The organism is Aquimarina hainanensis (assembly GCF_042684685.1).
Lineage (GTDB): Bacteria > Bacteroidota > Bacteroidia > Flavobacteriales > Flavobacteriaceae > Aquimarina > Aquimarina hainanensis.
Genome location: NZ_JBHULX010000001.1, coordinates 106760 through 128351 on the forward strand (window position 1 = coordinate 106760; position 21592 = coordinate 128351).

Genomic DNA, 21592 nt, shown 5'->3' on the forward strand with positions numbered 1-21592 from the left:
ATTAAAAGTAGGAAGATGATTTCATAAAATAATTATAAAAAAAGAAAGCTCTCTTTAATGAATTAATAAGAAAATGAGCTTCTTATCATGTTACTTTGGGGTTTAGTAACCGTTATTTTCATCAAATGAGAGCTATCAGGTTTTTATGAGGATTGTATTAGAACAACCCTTTGTAATGGTCCCATTTTCTGTAAATTAAATAAGCATTAAGAGCAAACACAACAATAGCTGGTGTAATATTAGCAGGGTCTAGTGTGATATGAAATAAAACAATATTAATAGAGATAGGGACTATAAGAAGTAGCGCAAAAGGAACAGATTTATTGATCAGTAATAAAATTCCAGCGATGATCTCTGTTAGTGCTACTGTTTTTAATACATAACTATTGGCTAATGCTCCAAAAAAAACTCCTGCTTCTGGGTTAGCAAATTCAAAATTGGGAAGAAACCCAATGAATTTATTACTACCGAATACAAGGAGTAATATTCCTAATAAAATTCTTAAACCTAAAGTTATTTTGATATTCATTACATTGTGATTTTATGATTAATATACTGTATTAGAGTGTATAAACATAAAAACCTTACAAGGAAGAATGTTCGTAAAAAAAGAAAACCTCTTCCTGTTTTCAAATAGGAAGAGGTCAATATAATAGTAAATTATTTTTTCTAAAAAAGGATAAGGAGTTATCCGATTAGTTTTTCCTGTACCAGATATTCTCCGATCTGTACAGCATTTGTAGCAGCTCCTTTTCTTAGGTTGTCAGCTACAATCCACATGTTTAATGCATTCTCTCTGGAATGATCTCTTCGTATTCTTCCTACAAAAACGTCATTCTTCCCTTCTGCATAAATAGGCATAGGGTAGGTATTGGTATCCGGGTTGTCTTGAACCGTTACCCCCGAGGTGTCACTTAGAATTTTTCTAACATCTGTTTCTGTGTATTCTTTTTCGAATTCTAGGTTAACACTTTCACTATGACCTCCAACTACAGGAATTCTAATAGCAGTAGCAGTAACGGCAATAGTTCGATCATCAAGGATTTTCTGCGTTTCATTAACCAATTTCATTTCTTCTTTGGTATATCCGTTTGCTTCAAAAACATCGCAATGTGGAATGGCATTTCTATGGATAGGATATGGATATGCCATTTCTCCTTTTTCTCCAATATATTCGTTTTCTAATTGTTGAACCGCTTTTACTCCAGTTCCTGTAATAGATTGATATGTAGAAACAATAACACGTTTGATTTTATATTGCTCGTGTAGTGGACCAAGTGCGAGAACCATCTGAATTGTTGAGCAATTTGGGTTGGCGATAATTTTGTCTTCTTTTGTTAGGGAAGTAGCATTGATCTCCGGAACTACAAGTTTTTTAGTAGGATCCATTCTCCATGCAGAAGAATTATCTACAACTGTTGTTCCTGCTTCTGCGAATTTTGGAGCCCATTCTAAAGAAGTGCTTCCTCCGGCAGAAAATAACGCTAAGTCCGGTTTCATTTCTACTGCTGTTTCAAGACCTACAACACTATACTCTGTCCCTTTGTAAGAAAGTTTTTTTCCTACTGATCTCTCTGAAGCGACAGGAATCAATTCTGTTATAGGAAAGTTTCTCTCTGCTAGGACTTCTAGCATTACTGTTCCGACTAAGCCAGTGGCTCCTACTACAGCTACTCTCATAATATATTATTTTATAAATTTCAAAGGAATTCATTGTTGGTTTCTGAATCCCTAAAGGTTATTGTCATTGATTTCCATACAAATGTCTGGAATATTTCTAATTATCCAAGTGATTCTTCGTAAAATATCAAAATTTATATAATCTGTTATATATATAACAAGCTGTAAAAAAGAACCGCTCTGATAAAAGAGCGGTTTAATGGTTAGAATATATAGTATAGCGGTAGCTATAATGTATTTCTTGTTACAAAAAGAACTTATTATTTTTTAAGCAAATCTCTGATTTCTGTCAATAATTCTTCTTGTGTAGGTCCTGCAGGAGCAGCTGGTGCTTCCTCTTCTTTCTTTTTAGATTTTTCATATGCTTTTAAGACAAGAAAAATAAAAAGACCTACAATAATAAAGTTAATAATTGCCTGGATCAGATTTCCATAAGTGATAATTGCAGCGCCTGCTTCTTTAGCGGCAGCCAGATTTTCATAATCATTACCATCCAGTGCTATGAATTTTTGTGTAAAGTCCGTTCCTCCGGAAAGAACTCCTACAATTGGCATGATCACATCTGCTACAGCTGAACCTACAATTTTATTAAAGGCTCCTCCAATAACTACAGCAGTGGCAAGATTTACGATATCACCTTTCAATAAGAAAGATTTAAAATCTTTAAAAAATCCCATTTTTTTTAATTTTAGAAGTTAGTGAAGCTCTAATATACAGAAAAAAGATGGGCTTAAAATCATTAAAAATTAAAAAAAGGGGTTTTCAAATCGATGAAAATCAAATTTCATCGATGACTTTACGTTTTACCCGTGGTGCAATTGCGGTAAGTAGCTCGTAAGAAATAGTGCCAGCATGCTCAGCCATATTATTGGCTCCGGTATGTGCATCAAAAAAAATCACCTCATCTCCTTCTTTACAGGGGATGTCGGTAATATCAATCATTAGCATATCCATACACACATTTCCGGTAATATAGGCACGTTTTCCATGCACCAGAACAAATCCTTTTCTCATACCATATTGTCTGCTGATACCATCTGCATGCCCAATAGGAATGGTTGCAGTAATTGTTTTTTTTGTGGCTTTAAAAGCTCTGTTATAACCAAGTGTTTCTCCGGGAGCTAATTCATGTATTTGAGAGATAACCGATTTGAGTGTGGCTACAGGTTTGAGATTGACGTCATAAGTGGTATCATTTCCGTATCCATATAAACCAATTCCTGATCTGACCATTGAGAAATGAGCATCAGGATAATTTAGAATACCAGATGTATTGCATTGGTGTACGATAGGAGTATACCCAAGTGTAGCAGAAAAGGTAGCAGTTATTTTTTTGAATACCTCAATTTGTTGTCGAGTGAAATCCCGTTCTTTATGATCTTCACTAGCTGCTAAATGAGATAAAATAGATTGTACAGAAAGAACCTTATGAGTGTTCAGTTGTTGTACGATATACGCTATGTCATCAGCAATAAATCCAAGGCGATTAAGCCCGGTGTTGAATTTTATATGAATTGGATATTCCTGTACATTATGTGAGTGCGCAGCTTCGGTAAAGCACTCAAGGATTCTTTTGCTATAGATATTGGGTTCTAATCGGTATTCTATACAGGCAGCAAAATTTACAGGTTGCGGGTGTAATACCAAGATAGGAGTGGTTATCCCTGCATTTCTCAGGACAATTCCTTCTGATACATATGCTACAGCAAAATAATCCGTACCGAGTTTCTCCAGGTGTTTAGCCAATGGAACAACATCACTACCATATCCAGAAGCTTTCACTACAGAAAGGAATTTGACTTCGGGGTGTAATTTACTTTTTAAATACTTAAAATTATGAGAAAGATGAGCTAGATTAATTTCTAGTACGGTCTCTTTGAAGTTACTCATCAGTTTTATCTTCTTTTTTGGATACTATTTTGGGGTCGTTAACGGGCATTTCATGCACCTTGTCTTTAAGCATCGCTTTGTAATAAGCGGCTCTGCTCAAAGGTTCATATTCTTCGGTTTCTCCAAGGACGACTAAATCATCTTTTTTAGATTTTCGATAGCTATATTGAGCAAGATTTCCGGTACGGGTACATACAGCATGTACTTTTGTTACATATTCTGCAGTAGCCATTAATGCAGGCATAGGACCAAAGGGATTGCCTTTAAAATCCATATCTAGACCTGCAACAATTACCCGAATTCCTTTATTAGCCAGGTCATTACATACGGAGATGATTTCATCGTCAAAGAATTGTGCCTCATCAATACCGATAACATCGCAAGTATCAGCCAGAATACGAATATTGGCAGCAGCAGGTACAGGAGTAGAACGAATTTCATTAGCATCATGAGAAACTACCATTTCATCATCATATCTGCGATCTACAGATGGTTTGAAAATTTCTACTTTTTGTTTTGCAAACTGGGCACGTTTTAGCCTGCGGATAAGTTCTTCTGTCTTACCAGAGAACATTGAACCACAGATAACTTCAATCCACCCAAATTGCTCTTTATGATTTACTGTATTTTCAAGAAACATTTTGTATTTTTCAGCGTCAATTAGAGAAATCCCTTTCTTTGTTTTAAAGACGAGGTAAATTTATTAAAAATCAACTAGGATTAGCAGTATTCTATAGAAAGTTATGAAACACTTCCAAATTATACAAGAGAGGAGTGTGAGAATACAATCAATTAAAATAGGGGCGTTAAAAATGAATAGTCAAGGATGAAAAAGAAATTGGAAGCAGAATTAATAAGTATCGCACATCGGGTATTGCAATTAAAAGGAAAGTCGGATTTGATTCAGCTTCAGGAAGAAGCAAGACAATTGTACGAGAAATTGACCATATTGTCCTTTGCAGAGCATCATTTTTCCGGTCCACAACCAACCATAGGACAGATACGGGAGGTACTGGCTGAAAAAAGCATTGAACAGACAATAACAGAAGAAAAAATTGTAGAAGAGAAACCTCTGCTACAGACACCAATCCTGACTATCGAAGAAGAAGAAGAAAAAGAAGAGGAGAAGGCAGAAACATTATTCGAATTGGAAGATGTATCTCCTATTGAAAAGCCTGATCTCCCTCAAAAAGAGGAAGAAATCGTTAATGAGGTAAAAGACGAGAGACCAGAGATTGTAATTGAGAAAATAAATGCCAGAGTTACAGAAGATCTTTTTGTTCCCGTTTCAGATAAGCAGGAAGAAGTTATTTCTTTGGAAGAAAAAGAGGATGACTATAAAAAAAATGACAAGGCATTTACAACTCCTGATCTGGAATCAGTAGCAGCTGTAGCTCCCGATGAAGACAAACAACCCTCATTAAACGATCAATTAAAAAGGGGAATTCATATAGGGTTAAATGATCGACTGGCTTTTATAAAGCATCTTTTTGAAGGAAGTTCTACAGATTATAACAGAGTACTATCTCAATTAAATACACTACATACAAAAAACGGTGCAAGACAATTTATCGATAATATGGTGAAACCCGATTATAATAATTGGGAAGGGAAAGAAGAATATGAACAGCGATTTATGGAGATAGTTACCAGTAGGTACGAATATTAAACAATGGCATGCATAAAAACAGTACATATCTAAAAATCATTTACTGGATTGCGACACTGCTTCTGAGTGGTATTATGTTATTTTCTGCTCAGATGTATTTTAGAAAGACAGAGATGGTAGAAGGTTTTTTTAGAAGCTTTCACTACCCGGATTATTTGGTAATCCCTCTGGCGATTTTAAAAATTACAGGTGTTGCAGTGATTCTAATCAATAAAATAAAGTGGTTAAAAGAATGGGCGTATGCAGGAATCTTCTTGGATTTAGTACTGGCAAGTGTAGCACATCACAAAGCAGCGCATCCTATAGGATTGTCAGTATACGCACTTGTTATTTTTGTAGTTTCCTATGTGACAGGAAAAAAAGTTAGACCATAAATTATGTCAAAATTATATCTTGTGCCGACTCCGATAGGAAATCTGGAGGATATGACCTTTCGGGCAATTCGCATATTAAAAGAAGTAGACTTAATTCTGGCAGAAGACACCAGAACGAGTGGAAAATTATTAAAACATTTCGAAATTGTGACTCCGATGCAGAGTCACCATATGCATAATGAACATAAAACAATAGATGCAATTATAAACAAGCTACAGAAGGGAGAGACGATAGCATTAATTAGCGATGCGGGAACTCCTGCAATTAGTGATCCTGGTTTTTTATTGAGCAGAGCCTGTATTAATCATGATATACCAGTAGAATGTTTGCCTGGAGCTACGGCCTTTGTGCCGGCATTAGTTAATAGCGGACTCCCTAATGATAAGTTTGTCTTTGAAGGCTTCCTGCCTGTAAAAAAAGGAAGGCAAACTCGTTTAAAATTATTGGCAGAAGAAACCAGAACTATGATTTTCTACGAATCCCCGCATAAACTAGTTAAGACATTATCGCATTTTCAGGAGTACTTTGGAGAAGATCGTCGTGTATCAGTTTCCCGGGAGTTGACAAAGATGTATGAAGAAACGATTCGGGGAACTGTAGAAGAGGTTGTTAGGCATTATGAAAATAAGCCGCCAAAGGGAGAGATTGTTATTATTGTAGAAGGAAAAAAATAAACATAAAAAAGAAACGATGGAGTTAACATCATTTATAGAAAAACTAAAAACCTCACCTGAGAAAATTACTTTTCAGGAAACGATGGATGTAGTAGAAGCTTATTATACATTTGAACCGACTGCTTTTACCAATGGAAGTGTACACAATGAACAAGGACAAAATTCTGGATCGTGTAAATTGTTCGCATTTGCAAAAGAGAATGAGTTTTCAGAAGAAGAAACACTTTCTTGTTTTGGAGCTTATTATAGAGATGATGTATTACAACATCCGGAAGGGGATGATCATCAGAATATTCGGAATTTTATTAAAACAGGCTGGGAAGGTGTGAAATTTGAGCAACAAGCCCTTCAAAAAAAATAATTCATAAAAAACACTTCTAATTATATAATTTTACTGACGGCCGTTATTGCTTATGCATTATGGCAACTTCCGTACTTTGGTTGGATACAGTACCCGTTTCTGTTATTAGGAACCTGGTTTCACGAAATGGGACACGGATTGACTGCGGTATTAATTGGTGGAGATTTTCAGTATTTAGAGATTTTTGAAAGTGGAGGAGGTGTTGCTTATTTCAGTCTGGAAGACAGCTACCTGCCGTATAAAACAGGATTGGCATTAACTGCTGCTGGGGGATTGTTAGGTCCCGCAATATCGGGAGCCGTACTGATTGCTTCGGCAAAAAAACAACGAAGTGCAGCAATTATGCTGAGAATATTAATCGGCATGATGATCTTGTCAGTATTCATTTGGATTCGTTCTTTTTGGGGATTGGTGGTAATGACTGCTTTTATTGTTTTTTTATTAGTTATTGTCTGGCTTAAAAACAGAAAACTGGAAGTAATTACTACTTTGTTCTTAGGAATACAGTGTGTCCTTAGTACATATCTACAATTAGACTATTTGTTTACCAAAGAATTCGAACGAGACCGGGATCTACAGATATCAGACACCGAAATGATTGCTCAAAATACTTTTGGAACTTATTGGTTTTGGGCTATTCTGATTATAATTATTACTGTATTTCTTTTCTATAAAAGCTATAGGTATTATATAAAAAAATAGATAAAAAGAATAAAAACGAATAGATATGCCACATTTTGTTATCGATTGTTCAAAAAATATATTGAAGAGTCAGGAAGAAGAAACTGTTTTGAAAGAAGTATATCAGGTGACAAAGGATTCTGGTTTATTTGATGCGAATGATATCAAAGTAAGAATGCGACCTTTTGATACTTTTTCCGTTGGAGGAATCAATACAGATTTTATCCATGTTTTTGCGGATATTATGGAAGGAAGATCAACGGAACAAAAAGCAGCGCTTTCTAAAGCCGTGGTCAAAAAACTAAAACAATTGTTTCCTGAAGTTTCTTTTATTGCAATGAATATAAGGGATTTTGAAAAAGCAACCTATTGCAATTTGGGGATGATTTAAAAAAAAACGGTTTGGAAAAAAATAGCCCAAACCGTTTTTTATCTTTTAGATGTGTTTTCCTTTTTCCCATCCGTGTTTTCCCAGATATTTTTCTCCGGACTCTACAGCACCATCTTCAATGCTTGTTCCCATTGAATCATTCCATCGGTTTAGATAACCAAATAAAGAAATTACTCCCAGCATCTCTACAATTTCTCCTTCATCCCAATATTTGTGAAGTTCTTCTTTTATTTTTTGATCAACAGCGTTAGGAACAATAGAAGCAGCTAAAGAGAAATCCAGTGCTGCTCTTTCAGCATCGCTAAATGCAGGATGTGTTTTGTAATCCCAGATATTATCCAGTTGCTCCTGCTCTGCTCCGTAGCGTTCAGCTGCTCGGATAGCATGTGCCTGACAATATCGGCATCCAGTCGCATTACTACTTACCCAAGCAATCATTCGCTTTAAGGCAGAAGTAACCCTCCCTTCATTCGCCATAACTGCTTTGTTGAGGTTGATAAAAGCTTTGGATATAGCAGGTCTTCTTTGCATTGTCAATACAGAATTTGGACAGAACCCCAAGGTTTCGTTAAAAAATTCGGCAAGTTCTTTTGTTTCTATATCGTGATCTGGTGATAATGGTGTTACTAATGGCATTTTGGTTATATTTTAATAAAGAGTTTTATAATTTTTTTAAAAGTACCTAATTTATAAAAGTCTGCCGATATAGACGGTATAAGAGATGATTTTTTGTACTTTGTGTCTCTGTAATAGCTCGAATTCACGCAATACATGAGATGGACAATCGCTCCGGCACCTGATAGAGAAAAAGTTACCGAACTGGCACATGCTTTGAATGTTAGTTCAGTTATAGCATCCTTACTGGTGCAACGAGGAATTGATTCCTTTGAAAAAGCAAAACAATTTTTCAGACCTTCTTTAGAAGACCTTCATGATCCTTTTTTAATGAAGGATATGGAATTAGCTGTTCACAGAATAGAAAAAGCAATTGAGGAAGGAGAAAATATATTGGTATATGGAGATTATGATGTAGATGGAACAACATCTGTAGCCTTAATGTCTTCGTACTTAGAAACCGTGTCTGATCGGATAGCGACCTATATTCCGGATCGCTATTCAGAAGGGTATGGAGTTTCTTATCAGGGAATTGATTATGCTTCGGATAATGATATAAACCTCATTATCGCGTTGGACTGCGGTATAAAAGCAATTGATAAAATTGCCTATGCTAATGAAAAAGGAATTGATTTTATCATTTGTGATCATCATAGACCGGGGCATGAAATACCAGAGGCAGTAGCTGTTTTAGATCCCAAAAGAGAAGATTGTAATTACCCTTATAAAGAACTCTGTGGTTGCGGAGTCGGGTTTAAATTAATTCAGGCATTGTCGGTAAGAAGAGGAGCTTCTATAGAGACTGTAACTCCTTATCTGGATTTAGTTGCTACGGCTATTGGAGCTGATATTGTTCCTATTACAGGGGAGAACAGGATTTTGGCATTTTATGGACTTCAGGTAATTAACACGGCGCCAAGAGCTGGGTTTAGAGCAATGTTATCTCAGGTAAAAAAAGAAACCTTAACCATTACAGATGTAGTATTTACATTAGCTCCTAGGATTAATGCGGCAGGAAGAATGAAACATGGGCTGTATGCAGTGTATTTACTAAAGGAAAAAGAATATGATACCGCATTGCAGTTTGCATCAGAAATAGAAGTTTACAATAGTGAACGAAAAGCGACAGATCATTCCATTACAGAAGAAGCACTTCTTCAAATTGATAAGAATTCAGAAAAAGATCGATTTACCACTGTTGTCTATGATGAGCACTGGCATAAGGGAGTAATTGGAATTGTAGCTTCCAGATTAATTGAAACTTATTACAGACCTACATTGGTTTTTACCAAAAGTGGAGAGAAGCTTGCGGCATCTGCCAGATCTGTAAAAGGGTTTGATGTTTATAATGCTTTGGAAAATTGTACAGATCATATTGAGCAATTCGGAGGTCATAAATACGCAGCAGGTCTGACACTAAAGGAAGAAAAATACGAAGCTTTTAAAGCAAAATTTGAAGAAGTAGTTGCTACTACCATTGATAAGCAATTGCTAATCCCGGAAGTATCGATCGATATGCCATTGGATATAGAAGAAATAACCCCAAAAATGTATCGTATTCTAAGACAGTTTGCTCCTTTTGGTCCAGGTAATATGGCACCGGTTTTTATGACTAATGATGTGATAGATACCGGGTATGGAAAGCCAGTTGGCGCAGATGAAAAACACCTCAAATGTACTATTGCTAAAAATGGCAAACAATTTGGAGCTATTGGTTTTGGACTAGGAAAACATCATGAAATTATTAAAAATAGACAACGATTTAAAGTGGCTTATACATTGGATGAGAATGAATGGAATGGCAATGTATCGCTACAATTAAAGCTGAAGGATATAAAATAATCTGTTTTTATTTAGATTTATTATAAATAGTTGTTATTTTTGGTTCAAAATTTATGAATTGGAATGAGCGCGATTGATAAGATATACAGTAACAATTTTGGAATGTCTTTTTATTGGAAAAAAGAAATGGAAACATCAATACCCAAAATTCAATTGATATTCAGGGATATAGGTTTTCTTCTTACGCTCAATGAATTAAAAGACTTCTCTCATTTTTGCGAAAAAACAGTAGCCTCTCATTGTTGTAGTCAGTGCCCGGGGCAGGAACATTGTAGATCTTTATTACTTAGAACACCTTCTAATAAAATAGATTTAGCTGTTAGTAAATCTGAAATTCATCAAATTCATGAATTAATCAATGGAACTATTTTTAGAGTAGAGCTCAAAACCTGGGTAAAAAACCTGAGCCTTAATTAAAAGCTCTATAGTTGATTTGCCTTCAGAAAACGTGTGATTGCTACACTGATTTTTTCAGCTTTTGTCTCCTGAATAAAATGCTTTTCATTGAGTAACTTAATATTTTCCGGGGCAACCTTCAGATGATTTATGATCTTTTCCTTTTGTGGTTCCCATTGTAGCATGGAATCATTTTTACCCCAAATAACAGCCACGGGGATAGAAATTTTTTGAAAAACAGCTGTATAATCAGGCAGGTCATTGCAGGTTTTTGAAAAGAAATAGTACATTCCTTTTGTTTTTCCTTCTAATAAGGGAGTTTTGTACCCTTCAATATCTTTTTTGGTTAAGGTATTGTTTTCAATTCCAGCTTTGAATAAACCGTTGAGTAGCATATTAGTGGTAATACCATTGCGATAAGACCACATCGCGGTTTTAGCCAGGAAACCGGGTTTCATCCGTATAGGAGGAGTGAACCCTTCTTCAAAAACGATCGTATTCAGTAAAATTAATCTATTAATGCGTTGTGGAGCTTGTGCTAAAAGCTCCCAGGTCCACAACCCTCCTGCATCATGCATGACATGTGCCCAGTTATCAATTTTCAGAAAATCCATAAGTGCTAGTAATCGCTGACTGTGATGCTTACTGCTATAAAGTTCATAACCTGTTGGAGAATCACTAGCCCCAAAGCCCAGCATATCCGGGACGATTACTCTATATCCATTCTTCACTAATGGAGTAATCATTTTTCGATATAACCACCCCGAAGAAGGAACTCCGTGAAGAAGTAAAATAACCGGACCACTACCTTGATCAATATATTTAATAAGACCATCTGCAGAGGGATAGGATTTTTGTAGTTGTCTAAAAGAAGAATAGGTCATTGGCTGTGTTGTTGTTTTCGTAGTACTACTATAAGGTTTACAACTGATTATCAGAATTCCTATAAGAAGCAAAAAGAAGCTGTTTTTCATAATATGAGTTGCTTTTTTATATACAAGATACGATACATCAACTGTATATCTTTGATTTTCTGTCGTGTAAAAAACAGCAACATTACTTTTTAGCATTGTTTTTGACTTCGATCAGCATTTGATCCAGCTTTTTTCTATCAAGTCAGGTTTCTTGAGGCACAACTGTATGAATTGTTAGATACCCCCAATCTCTACTAAAGCTTTTGTTATAAAGGATGATAAAAAGCTAATTTTTTTCATTTATAATAAAAGGTCACAGGGTTTTTGTAATTGTGATTGTTTTTTGATTAAAGGTAATTAGGTCTCCGGCTTGTTTTCCGATAAGTAATTTTCCAATAGGCGTATCAGGAGCAATTGCATAAAACTGCTCATTTTCTAATTGTAGGACTCCGGCAGATATACTGATATAATAATTAGCCTGCGTTGTATACACAACACTTCCAAGACGAATATTCACGGTGTCAGAAGTGGTACTTACTTTTGCTAGGATCTGTTGTAGTTTTTGTATTTCGGCAAGTTGATGACCTGCTTTTTCCCGTTCTAACTGGAGCATAGCTCTCCCGGTTTCGTGTTTATCTCCAGCAGTACTTTTTGTTTCGGAAGTGAGAGATTCCTGAATGTCAGCTATTTTATTTTTTATACGAGAGACTCTTTCATCAATATATTGCTGACAACGAGCCAGTAGCTCTTTTTTAATAGATTCAGGTATCATATTTATTCATTTGGTAATACGAAGGTACCATAATTAGCCATCTGCCGGGCAATCCATTGTTGTCTTTTTTGGATGTAGGGAGAAGCGGGAAATGCAATGTACTTTCTTGGATTAGGGAGAATGGCTGCAATGGCAGTAGCTTCTTTTTTAGATAGTGCTGATGCCGGTTTGTTAAACCAAAATAAAGCAGCAGCTTGTGCTCCATATACCTCATTTCCCATTTCAATACTATTTAGGTATACTTCCAGAATGCGTTCTTTATCCCATAGGAGTTCGATCAGGAAAGTAAAATAAGTTTCTAACCCCTTTCGAATCCAGCTTCGATCAGACCATAAAAATACATTTTTGGCGGTTTGCTGTGAAATGGTACTGGCACCTCTCATTCTTTTTTTGCCCTGATTATTTTCGATTACTTTTCGTATTGCAGCGGTATCAAAACCTGTATGGGATATAAATTTTTGATCCTCACTACAGATTACTGCTAATTGTAGGTTTTTAGAAATTTTATCCAGCGGTACCCATTGGTGTCGTATCGTTTTGCTGTCAGAGTTGATATATCGGATTATCATTAGTGGGGTTATAGGGACAGCAACCCATTTATATAAAGAAACCCAAGCAACACTAAGAACAAGGAAGTAAAAAAGAATGCGATATATAAAACGTGCAATTTTTTTCAAGGTGGAGTATGGTTTATTGGCGTCGCCAAAGAGGATGATACCTCAAGGCTTGCCTTGAAATTGAAAATTTGTTTCTAACGAATGCCTCGTGGATTTGCCTCAAGGTATTTTACTAAATCGGAAAATTACATAATTATTTGATGAGATTCATTCCCCGTTTATGCGAATGTAAGTTTTTATATCAGGTCTGCTAACTCTTTTCCTACCAAACTACCGATAGCAACTCCCATTCCTCCCAGACGGACACCGCAGTACACTCGATCAGATAAAGGGTGTACTATTGACTTTTTTTGATCTCCAACCCCCATAATACCACTCCAGGAATGTGCTATTTCTGTAGTATATTCTGGTAAGATAGTATGGTGTAGTAATTCGGAAAGTGCATTGATAATAGTAGATGTAACCTCCATATTGGTAGTCTCTTCTCCCTTAAAATCGAGATTTCTTCCTCCTCCTAGAAGGATTCGATTATCTATATTTCTAAAGTAGTAATATCCTTTATCCAAATGAAAGGTCCCTTTAATCTTTAGATTGGGAATAGGTTTGCTGATAATAACTTGCGCTCTGGCAGGCTTTACATTCGGAATGTCGAATGACGAAGCAAATCCATTTGTAGCAATACACAGTTTTTTTGTTTTGAATTCAAAATTGGGGGTATAGACAGAAACATGTTCTTGCGATTCCTGATAATGAGATACGGAAGAAGATGTGAGCAGTAAGATATGAGCTTCATGGGCTTTTTTTAGCAAGGCTCTCATCATGCTGCCTGTATTGATCTGTCCTTCAAATTTATTATAGATATAGGATGGTTGAATGTTTTTAAAACCAAAAACATTATCAGTAACAGAAAAAACGTCTTCTTTAAAAATTTCCTTTAAGAGCGTGTTTATATATGATAGTTTGGATTGGCACTCTTCATACAAAGACTCATCATTATGGGTAAAGAGTTCATAGCCTCCATAGGAGCGGTATTCTATAGCAGTATCCCCCAGGGTATTCCTCAAAATTTGTAATCCGTGATTTCTTTTGTAAACCAATTGAAGTACTTCTTCTTCTGAATGTGTTTTGAGATCATCTAAGAGTTCAGAAATACTTCCAAAGCAGGCAAAACCGGCATTTTTAGTACTGGCGCCATTTGGCAGCACTCCTTTTTCTAATACGAGAATTTTGGCTGTCGGGTATTTTTCTCTCAGTTGAAGGGCGCAATTTAACCCTACAATCCCACTTCCTATAATGGTATAATCAATATCAGTTAACCATGTTTTTGTCTCCCAATAACTTAGTTGCATTCTTTTTTAAAAGTTGTGTAAGTGCATTTATTTCTTTGTTATTAAAAGTAATCATTCCATCGATATAGAGGCGATTATCGCTCACTTTTTTTCCTATAAGATGGATTTTTTCTATAGATGCTCCATAGGATTGTACTGGGTTTGGTAATTCATGGATCAATGGAGGAAGATGGATATATAATTTCAGGAATGCTGTAGATGCAATTCTTTTATCAATGGGTTTTTTGAAGGTTTTTGTGGTGCTAATGACAAAATCTTTTTCTGTTTGCTGCGCATAGAAATGATACATGGGGGCATCTGCAATACGATGATCCTTAGTGAGGAGCTGTTGATTTTTTAGATATGATAGCACGTTATTATTGTTTTTTATAGGGATATCTATCTGCAGGGAAGGAACTTTTTTTTCCTGTAGGCTAACCTTTGCTGTTTTTTCAAAATTATCATTGTATTCGTAGCGAATGATACTATCTTGTTGTGTAGTGAAGCCATGCATTCTCAGAAATAAGTGATGCTGTAATGAGGTGAGCAGAGAATCTTGTGAAACAAAGTGGTTCTTCCAGGAAATTTGAGTGTCTTTTTCCTTTTTTTTAAGGTGTGCAGCCAGAAATAATTGTATTGGAGTGGTCCTGTCAAATTCGGGGATTTCGGTAGTGGTACTATATTCAATATCCGGATGCGGAGGGAAAGTACCATTTAGTGCTATTTGCCCTTTGGTAGCATCCAGCGAAAAATATCCGCCTGCCAGGGATGCGAATTGGAGATGATGTTCTTTTTCTTTTAGTTTTTTAAATAAGGGAGCATTGGGAGTTAGGTAATGTCCTTCAGTAAGAATCTGACTGAATATGGAAGTGATATCTTCTTTTTGAAAAGAGTATGCTAGTACTATGGTATTGTGTAAATAAGCCATGGATATGGTTCTTTTCTCATTGGTTTTTAGGAAAAAAGAAGTCGATTCAGACTGAATATTTATTTGTAGTTTTTGACTTAAAAAAGAAACAGCCTCTTCGATATTAACAGCTTTTAAGGTGCAAAAAATCGTTTTTGGAGCTTTGGGAACTGTATAAAAAAAGATATTTGCAGGAATTCGTAGTCCATTGGATGTAGTACTTATTCTAATGGTGTTACCTTCTTCAGTATCTTTTTTGGAGTATTGTACATCATCTATTAGCAATGTTTTTGCGACTTCGCAAACATCTACTTTGACAATCCTATTGGCATCGGCATGTACAACAAATTTATAGGATCTCGATTGCCAGTTTTTATACAAGATAACAAACACTACTCCAAGAAGGAGTAGTGCAATAAAAAGGTGTGTTTTATATCTTTTCACAGAGATTTAACTTACTGTTGATTAAAATATTGTGTGATATAAGTTGTTTGTTGGTATTCTTTTTAAGGAATCAATATTTGGTCATTTCCTCCAGAAACCTGAACAAATATTGCAGACCGTTTTTGTCTGCTTTAGGGACCGTTGTTTTGAGCTCCAGTGTTACAGCATTATTACGAATTTTTGATGAGGTAAGAATAAGGTTTTCGACATTGTCATACAGGTATTGATACTTCTTTTTTCTTTGCTCATTGTTTTCAATGCTACTCATTAGGTTTATCATTTTTTTGCTATCAACGAAAACAGAGAGATTGTTGTTTTTTAATATTTTTTTATGCGTATTCGATATTGAAACTGTCGTAGGAAGTACCCTTTCTAGTGAGCTTCCAACAGCGATGACCCCGTTTTTGATCGTTATATAGATATCGAATGGAAGTTTTTTATTCTTGATGATGTATGCTCCATTTTTATAGGTTACATACTCTTTCTTTTTTCCTAAGTCTAATAATTTGTGAAGTAGCTTTGTGTCTTCTGAAGAAAAAAGAAATTGAAAATCAGGAACTTGTTCGGATCGTTTTTTTACAGTTTCTATTCGATTAAAATTATCATCATACTCATATGAAGTATGATCAACTTGTTTTTCTAATGTATCATATAATACTAAAAGGATATCGCCTTTAATGACTTTGTCAACGGCTTCTTCGTCTAATACAAGGGCAATTAGTTCTATAAAAAAGGACATTTCTTGTAAATAAGAACCTAAGAGAGGTCGATTAATGATTTTAGGGTACTCTTTTAGTACTGCTTGAGTGTTAATTGCATAGGATAAATATGCAGTCATCTCTTGTTCGTTTATGTACTTAAAAAAACGACTGTTGATTTTTCGATTACTCATTTTTTTAAAACTTTTCCCCATTTCGTCTCCCATATGAGTTGTAGCTGTAATTTTTATTTCTGAATCCTCTAGGTATAAATTTGCAGCAAAACTTTGTCTATCATAAACAGAAAAGCTCAATTGTTTCAATAATATATCGTAATGAGATCTGGGCGCATCTTTAAGTATATGTGATTGATACAGGTTTTGGTAATCAGAAACCCATACAGATACTTCTGCTTTTTTAATGTAATTTTTCTGATATTCTTTGTTGGCTACAATGGATTTTTCCAGGCTATTATTAGAAAAGATGGTTTTTGCCTTATTGAGAATAAAAGCATATTCGATTTCTTTCTTATGATCATAATTCTTAAAAGGATAGTAAACACGGTCTTTGTAATGATACTCTTCTTTTGGTTTAGTTAATAGACCATTTCGTTCTTTGACAGCCTGTTGATCGAAGTATTTGTTAGTTAATTTCCCTTCAATATATAATACCATGGAGTCGTCCCAAAGAAATACTGGTTTTTCAAATTTATACCATGCATGTAGGTTTCCAATTTTTTTTACTTTTTGTGGATTAGTAAAATGTGCTTCGAATTTTTTGACATCCTTTAATGGGATTAAAGAACAATGATATGTAATACTATCAGTTACCTGATAGAAATAGTAAGCACTAGCAGCAAAATCGATTCCTAATTCTGAGATGGAAGATGTCTGTAATTTACTTTTTCTAGAAATCTCTTTTAGTAGTTTTTTTCCAGGTTTCGTATTGTCGAATTCATGGATGCTTAGGAGGTCTGTTATGTTTTTTCCTTTTATAGTGGCAACAATATTTGCAGTTTTAGGGATTTTAGTAGCCAAGTCCTGTGCTTGTATCCCTAAAAAAACAAGACAAAGGATAAAAGTGATATAGTAATTATTCATCAGAAAAAATAAATTAGAGTTGTATAGTGTTGTTTATTATGGCAGTTCCGTTGATCAGTTCTGTTATGGTATTTCGCAACATAATCGCTTTGCCTGTTTTGGATACCCGAGCTTTTTTATTCGTAAAAGAGGTAATCTTTTTTGGAAACCGATAAATCGAAGTATAGATGGCATCTGTAAATACTTCCTGGTTATCCTGAGATAATTTTTTGTATTGATTGTGTATTTCCGGGTCGTAGTTAAATTTTTTTGTAAACCGATTGTCACTAGAGGAATATGCGTATGTTAAGTTGACATTGGAGATCGTTTTTTGTCTTTTTAATGCCTCTCTGGTGATAGTACTGATGGTCGCAATATTGTCAAAAGAACAATGTATGGAGAATATGTAATTGTCGAAATCTTCTTTTTTCCGGACATTGGTAATACCGGGAGTTTTTTTGATGTATGTTTCAATTTCTGAAATACCTTTTTGAATATCGGACTTAGAAGGAACTTTATAACTATTGATACTGTCCAATAGCATTATGGAAGTTATTTTAGTTTTGCTCTGACTTAGATTTACGGTTAGGGTGTATTCTCCTGTACCATCTTCATGGATGTTGGCTTCTTCCAGAACTTCAAAACAAGAAGTTAGGGTTAATAACAGACATAATAGCCCCGTATAATATATTCTTTGTCGCATCGATAGAGGGTGTTTGTGATGAGATTCGGAAGGTGTGCTTCTTACCGAGAAATCATCGGTACAAATTTCTGAGGAAAAAAATGTACAAGGAACACGTTTTATGGTATTTCCACACCCCCTGTTTTCAGGGAATTTTATCGGAAGGGAAAGAAGTAAAGAAAAGAGAGAAATAAAAAAGGTTGATCAGTATGATCAACCTTTTATTTAGTTTTATGAAGCTTCCATTTCAAAATCTTCCATAAACTTGGTGGTATAGTTCCCTGCTACATAATCAGGGTTCTCCATTAGTTGTCTATGGAAAGGAATGGTAGTTTTAATTCCTTCGATGATAAATTCATCTAAGGCACGTTTCATTTTATTAATTGCTTCTTCTCTTGTTTGAGCAGTTGTAATTAATTTAGCAATCATCGAGTCGTAGTTTGGTGGGATAATATAACCACTATATACATGTGTATCTACTCGTACTCCATGACCTCCCGGAATGTGCAGGTTTGTTATTTTCCCTGGTGACGGGCGAAAATCTTTATGAGGATCTTCGGCATTAATTCTACATTCTATTGAGTGCAATTGAGGATAGTAATTCTTTCCAGAAATCGGTACTCCTGCAGCAACGAGAATTTGCTCACGGATTAAATCGTAATCTACTACTTGCTCAGTAATAGGATGTTCTACCTGAATACGGGTATTCATCTCCATAAAGTAGAAATTACGATGTTTGTCTACCAAGAACTCTACGGTTCCTGCACCTTCGTATTTAATATATTCAGCAGCTTTTACCGCAGCTTCCCCCATTTGATCTCTTAATTCATTTGTCATGAATGGAGAAGGGGTTTCTTCTGTAAGCTTTTGATGTCTTCGTTGCACAGAGCAATCTCTTTCGGATAGATGACATGCTTTTCCGTTGCTGTCTCCTACAACCTGGATCTCTATATGTCTTGGTTCTTCAATGAGTTTTTCCATGTACATGCCGTCGTTACCAAAGGCAGCTCCGGCTTCTTGTCGGGCACTATCCCAAGATTTTTTCAAATCTTCTTTAGCCCATACGGCACGCATTCCTTTTCCACCACCTCCGGCAGTAGCTTTTAGCATTACAGGATATCCCATTTCATCAGCGAGTTTTTCTGTTTCTTCATAAGAGTCCAGAATCCCTTCACTTCCTGGAATGGTAGGTACTCCAGCAGCTTTCATTGTTGCTTTGGCAGAAGCTTTGTCTCCCATTCGGTCGATCATTTCTGCACTGGCACCAATAAATTTTATGTCGTGTTCCTGGCAAATTTTAGAAAACTTAGCGTTTTCTGATAAAAACCCGTATCCCGGGTGAATAGCATCAGCATTTGTGATTTCTGCTGCGGCTATGATATTTGCCATTTTTAGGTAAGATTCATTACTGGGAGCAGGTCCGATACAAACCGCTTCATCAGCAAAACGTACATGAAGACTATCCTTGTCTGCAGTAGAGTATACCGCTACAGTTTTGATCCCCATTTCTTTGCAGGTTCGAATGACACGCATGGCAATCTCACCTCTGTTTGCAATTAGAATTTTTTTAAACATAACTTTTGAAAATTACAACATCCAAAAAACAAATTCAGATACCAGGACGAAACAAGGTATCGATTTGGGATTTGAAATTTTAATATTAATTATGATGGATCAATTAAGAATAATGGTTGATCGAATTCTACTGGTGAAGAATCATCTGCTAATACTTTAACGATTTTTCCAGATACTTCACTCTCTATTTCATTGAATAACTTCATTGCCTCAATGATACAAAGTACATCTCCTTCTTTTATTGTGTCTCCTACTTCTACAAATGTAGGTTTGTCTGGAGAAGGTTTTCTGTATAAAGTACCAATGATTGGAGACTTTATAGTAATGTACTTAGAATCATCCTCTGCAGTTTCTTCTTTAGCTGCTGCTGGTGCAGCCGCAGGAGTACTTGGTGCAGCAGGAGTTGCTGGTTGTGCATGTGGTAATGGTTGAGCTGCCAATTGTCCTCCTACAGGAAGGTGTTGTACAATGGTTGTCTCTTTAGCATCTTCTGATCCTGTTTTGATGGTGATTTTAACATCGTCCATCTCTAGCTTTACTTCACTAGCTCCTGATTTAGCAACGAATTTTATTAAATTCTGAATTTCTTTTAAATCCATAATACTGGGTATTGTGTTTTTAGTTGTTTAGTTAGGAATTATAGGCCCATTTAAGATAAATAGCACCCCATGTAAAACCTCCACCAAATGAGGCGAATATTAGGTTGTCTCCTTTTTTTAATTGTTTTTCGAAATCACTTAATAATAATGGTAATGTCGCTGAAGTCGTATTACCATACTTATGTATGTTTACGAGAACTTTGTCCTCATTTAGTCCCATTCTTTTGGCAGTAGCATCAATTATGCGCTTATTTGCTTGATGCGCTATTAACCAATTTACGTCATCCCCGGTAAGGTTATTACGTTTTAAGATCTCCTCACCAGCGCCAGCCATATTGGATACAGCATATTTAAATACTGTTTTCCCGTCCTGCTTTACGAAGTGTTGTCTGTTTTTTATCGTTTCTTCAGAAGGAGGAAGGATAGACCCTCCGGCTTCTATTTTAAGAAATTCTCTACCGATACCATCTGATCGTAGGTATTCATCCTGTAATCCTAAATTCTCTTCATTAGGTTCAAAAAGAGCAGCTCCTCCTCCATCTCCAAAAATAATACAGGTTGCGCGATCCGTATAATCTATAATGGAAGACATTTTATCGGCTCCGATGAGAAGAACCTTTTTGTATCTTCCGGATTCGATATAGCGACTGGCAGTAGACATTCCATAAAGGAAGCTAGAACAAGCGGCTTGTAAGTCATAAGAGAAGGCGTTGGTTGCGCCGATTTGAGAAGCTACATAAGCAGCTGTCGATGCTACAGGAAGGTCGGGAGTGGCAGTAGCTACGATTACCATATCAATCTCTTTTGGATCAAGATTCTTTTTATTGATAAGGTCTTCAGCAGCTTTAATTGCTAAAAAAGAAGTTCCTTGTTCTTCTTCTTTTAGGATTCTGCGTTCTTTTATACCTGTACGAGTGGTAATCCATTCGTCGTTGGTGTCAACCATTGTTTCCAAGATCTGATTGGTTAACACATATTCAGGTGCAAAGGCACCTACAGCTGTGATAGCGGCTGTGATTTTACTCATATCTTAATTTTAGTTCCACAAAACTAAAGCATTGCATGCTTAAAAAGTCGTTGAAATTACTAAATTGTATTGTAAATATGGCGCAAAATAAATGGATTTTGACACATATTCAACTAAAAACAAAAAAACTCTCACATTTGTGAGAGCTTTAATTGATTTTTTAACAGTCTACATTACGCCACTGCCTCTTCAGTATTATCAATAATCACCTGTCCTCGGTAATATAATTTACCTTCAAACCAGTGAGCTCTGTGGTATAAGTGTGCTTCTCCTGTTGTAGGATCAGTAGCAATTTGTGGTACAGTAGCTTTATAGTGCGTTCTTCTTTTATCTCTTCTTGTTTTGGAGATTTTTCTCTTAGGATGTGCCATTGCTT

25 protein-coding genes are annotated in these 21592 nt (G+C 35.7%); 8 read left to right on the plus strand and 17 right to left on the minus strand.

The annotated features are described in order from the left end of the window. Nucleotides 1-157: 157 nt before the first annotated feature. From ACFSTE_RS00455 to ACFSTE_RS00475, 5 genes are all read right to left on the minus strand, one after another. Entirely contained in the window at nt 158-529 is a 372-nt protein-coding gene (locus ACFSTE_RS00455) for a DoxX family membrane protein (RefSeq protein ID WP_378257887.1), read from the minus strand. Nucleotides 530-687: 158 nt separating this feature from the next. After that, nucleotides 688-1680: an aspartate-semialdehyde dehydrogenase gene (locus ACFSTE_RS00460; protein ID WP_378257889.1), complete on the minus strand. Its 993-nt coding sequence runs from the start codon at nt 1678-1680 to the stop codon at nt 688-690. Between the two features lie 260 nt (nt 1681-1940). Beyond that, a complete protein-coding gene (gene mscL, locus ACFSTE_RS00465; RefSeq protein ID WP_176028095.1) occupies nt 1941-2357 on the minus strand; it encodes a large conductance mechanosensitive channel protein MscL in 417 nt (138 codons plus the stop codon). A 100-nt stretch (nt 2358-2457) separates the two neighbouring features. Then, the gene (alr, locus tag ACFSTE_RS00470) at nt 2458-3570 is read right to left on the minus strand and encodes an alanine racemase (RefSeq protein WP_378257891.1); all 1113 of its coding nucleotides are present in this window, start codon (nt 3568-3570) and stop codon (nt 2458-2460) included. Continuing rightward, complete coding sequence (locus tag ACFSTE_RS00475; protein ID WP_176028093.1) at nt 3563-4210, minus strand: thymidine kinase; 648 nt, start codon at nt 4208-4210, stop codon at nt 3563-3565. The genes alr and ACFSTE_RS00475 overlap by 8 nt, the downstream gene beginning before the upstream one ends. Nucleotides 4211-4396: 186 nt before the next feature. On the opposite strand from ACFSTE_RS00475, the gene ACFSTE_RS00480 reads away from it, so the two are divergent. From ACFSTE_RS00480 to ACFSTE_RS00505, 6 genes are read left to right on the plus strand one after another with little or no spacing between them, the layout of a single operon-like run. Then, on the plus strand, nt 4397-5239 hold the full coding sequence (locus ACFSTE_RS00480) for a hypothetical protein (protein WP_378257893.1): 843 nt from the start codon (nt 4397-4399) through the stop codon (nt 5237-5239). Nucleotides 5240-5247: 8 nt separating this feature from the next. Next, complete coding sequence (locus ACFSTE_RS00485) at nt 5248-5613, plus strand: DoxX family protein (protein ID WP_176028091.1); 366 nt, start codon at nt 5248-5250, stop codon at nt 5611-5613. Between the two features lie 3 nt (nt 5614-5616). Continuing rightward, on the plus strand, nt 5617-6288 hold the full coding sequence (gene rsmI, locus ACFSTE_RS00490) for a 16S rRNA (cytidine(1402)-2'-O)-methyltransferase (protein WP_378257896.1): 672 nt from the start codon (nt 5617-5619) through the stop codon (nt 6286-6288). Between the two features lie 16 nt (nt 6289-6304). Then, nucleotides 6305-6649, plus strand: a complete 345-nt coding sequence (locus ACFSTE_RS00495; protein ID WP_176028089.1) for a HopJ type III effector protein — start codon at nt 6305-6307, stop codon at nt 6647-6649. A 45-nt stretch (nt 6650-6694) separates the two neighbouring features. Beyond that, entirely contained in the window at nt 6695-7351 is a 657-nt protein-coding gene (locus ACFSTE_RS00500) for a M50 family metallopeptidase (protein WP_378258958.1), read from the plus strand. 25 nt (nt 7352-7376) lie between these two features. Continuing rightward, complete coding sequence (locus ACFSTE_RS00505) at nt 7377-7721, plus strand: 5-carboxymethyl-2-hydroxymuconate Delta-isomerase (protein WP_378257898.1); 345 nt, start codon at nt 7377-7379, stop codon at nt 7719-7721. Nucleotides 7722-7766: 45 nt separating this feature from the next. Here the strand turns inward: ACFSTE_RS00505 and ACFSTE_RS00510 are convergent, their stop codons facing one another. Next, nucleotides 7767-8357 carry a carboxymuconolactone decarboxylase family protein gene (locus tag ACFSTE_RS00510; RefSeq protein WP_176028087.1) on the minus strand — a complete coding sequence of 197 codons (591 nt, stop codon included), beginning with the start codon at nt 8355-8357 and terminating at the stop codon, nt 7767-7769. Between the two features lie 135 nt (nt 8358-8492). Here ACFSTE_RS00510 and recJ point away from each other — a divergent pair, with 135 nt between their 5' ends. Together recJ and ACFSTE_RS00520 are read left to right on the plus strand one after the other, a co-directional pair. After that, on the plus strand, nt 8493-10178 hold the full coding sequence (recJ, locus tag ACFSTE_RS00515) for a single-stranded-DNA-specific exonuclease RecJ (RefSeq protein ID WP_378257900.1): 1686 nt from the start codon (nt 8493-8495) through the stop codon (nt 10176-10178). A gap of 63 nt (nt 10179-10241) precedes the next feature. Then, the gene (locus ACFSTE_RS00520; RefSeq protein WP_176028085.1) at nt 10242-10595 is read left to right on the plus strand and encodes a hypothetical protein; all 354 of its coding nucleotides are present in this window, start codon (nt 10242-10244) and stop codon (nt 10593-10595) included. A 5-nt stretch (nt 10596-10600) separates the two neighbouring features. Here the strand turns inward: ACFSTE_RS00520 and ACFSTE_RS00525 are convergent, their stop codons facing one another. The 11 genes from ACFSTE_RS00525 to rpmF all read right to left on the minus strand — a co-directional run bounded on the left by ACFSTE_RS00525 (nt 10601) and on the right by rpmF (nt 21587). Continuing rightward, complete coding sequence (locus ACFSTE_RS00525) at nt 10601-11644, minus strand: alpha/beta fold hydrolase (RefSeq protein WP_378257903.1); 1044 nt, start codon at nt 11642-11644, stop codon at nt 10601-10603. 157 nt (nt 11645-11801) lie between these two features. Further along, nucleotides 11802-12260, minus strand: a complete 459-nt coding sequence (locus ACFSTE_RS00530) for a 3-oxoacyl-ACP synthase (RefSeq protein ID WP_176028084.1) — start codon at nt 12258-12260, stop codon at nt 11802-11804. Between the two features lie 2 nt (nt 12261-12262). Further along, nucleotides 12263-12937 carry a monofunctional biosynthetic peptidoglycan transglycosylase gene (gene mtgA, locus ACFSTE_RS00535; protein WP_378257905.1) on the minus strand — a complete coding sequence of 225 codons (675 nt, stop codon included), beginning with the start codon at nt 12935-12937 and terminating at the stop codon, nt 12263-12265. Between the two features lie 176 nt (nt 12938-13113). Continuing rightward, nucleotides 13114-14226: an NAD(P)/FAD-dependent oxidoreductase gene (locus tag ACFSTE_RS00540; protein WP_176028082.1), complete on the minus strand. Its 1113-nt coding sequence runs from the start codon at nt 14224-14226 to the stop codon at nt 13114-13116. Beyond that, nucleotides 14186-15556, minus strand: a complete 1371-nt coding sequence (locus tag ACFSTE_RS00545; RefSeq protein WP_378257907.1) for a hypothetical protein — start codon at nt 15554-15556, stop codon at nt 14186-14188. The genes ACFSTE_RS00540 and ACFSTE_RS00545 overlap by 41 nt, the downstream gene beginning before the upstream one ends. Nucleotides 15557-15626: 70 nt before the next feature. Further along, a complete protein-coding gene (locus ACFSTE_RS00550; protein WP_378257909.1) occupies nt 15627-17354 on the minus strand; it encodes a hypothetical protein in 1728 nt (575 codons plus the stop codon). A gap of 13 nt (nt 17355-17367) precedes the next feature. Beyond that, nucleotides 17368-18036 carry a hypothetical protein gene (locus ACFSTE_RS00555; protein ID WP_378257911.1) on the minus strand — a complete coding sequence of 223 codons (669 nt, stop codon included), beginning with the start codon at nt 18034-18036 and terminating at the stop codon, nt 17368-17370. 210 nt (nt 18037-18246) lie between these two features. Beyond that, nucleotides 18247-19590, minus strand: coding sequence for an acetyl-CoA carboxylase biotin carboxylase subunit (gene accC, locus ACFSTE_RS00560; RefSeq protein ID WP_176028078.1), 1344 nt, complete (start codon nt 19588-19590; stop codon nt 18247-18249). Between the two features lie 89 nt (nt 19591-19679). After that, the gene (gene accB / locus ACFSTE_RS00565) at nt 19680-20189 is read right to left on the minus strand and encodes an acetyl-CoA carboxylase biotin carboxyl carrier protein (protein ID WP_176028077.1); all 510 of its coding nucleotides are present in this window, start codon (nt 20187-20189) and stop codon (nt 19680-19682) included. Nucleotides 20190-20220: 31 nt separating this feature from the next. Then, the gene (locus tag ACFSTE_RS00570; protein ID WP_176028076.1) at nt 20221-21216 is read right to left on the minus strand and encodes a beta-ketoacyl-ACP synthase III; all 996 of its coding nucleotides are present in this window, start codon (nt 21214-21216) and stop codon (nt 20221-20223) included. 173 nt (nt 21217-21389) lie between these two features. Then, nucleotides 21390-21587 carry a 50S ribosomal protein L32 gene (gene rpmF, locus ACFSTE_RS00575; protein ID WP_176028075.1) on the minus strand — a complete coding sequence of 66 codons (198 nt, stop codon included), beginning with the start codon at nt 21585-21587 and terminating at the stop codon, nt 21390-21392. Between the last annotated feature and the right edge of the window lie 5 nt (nt 21588-21592).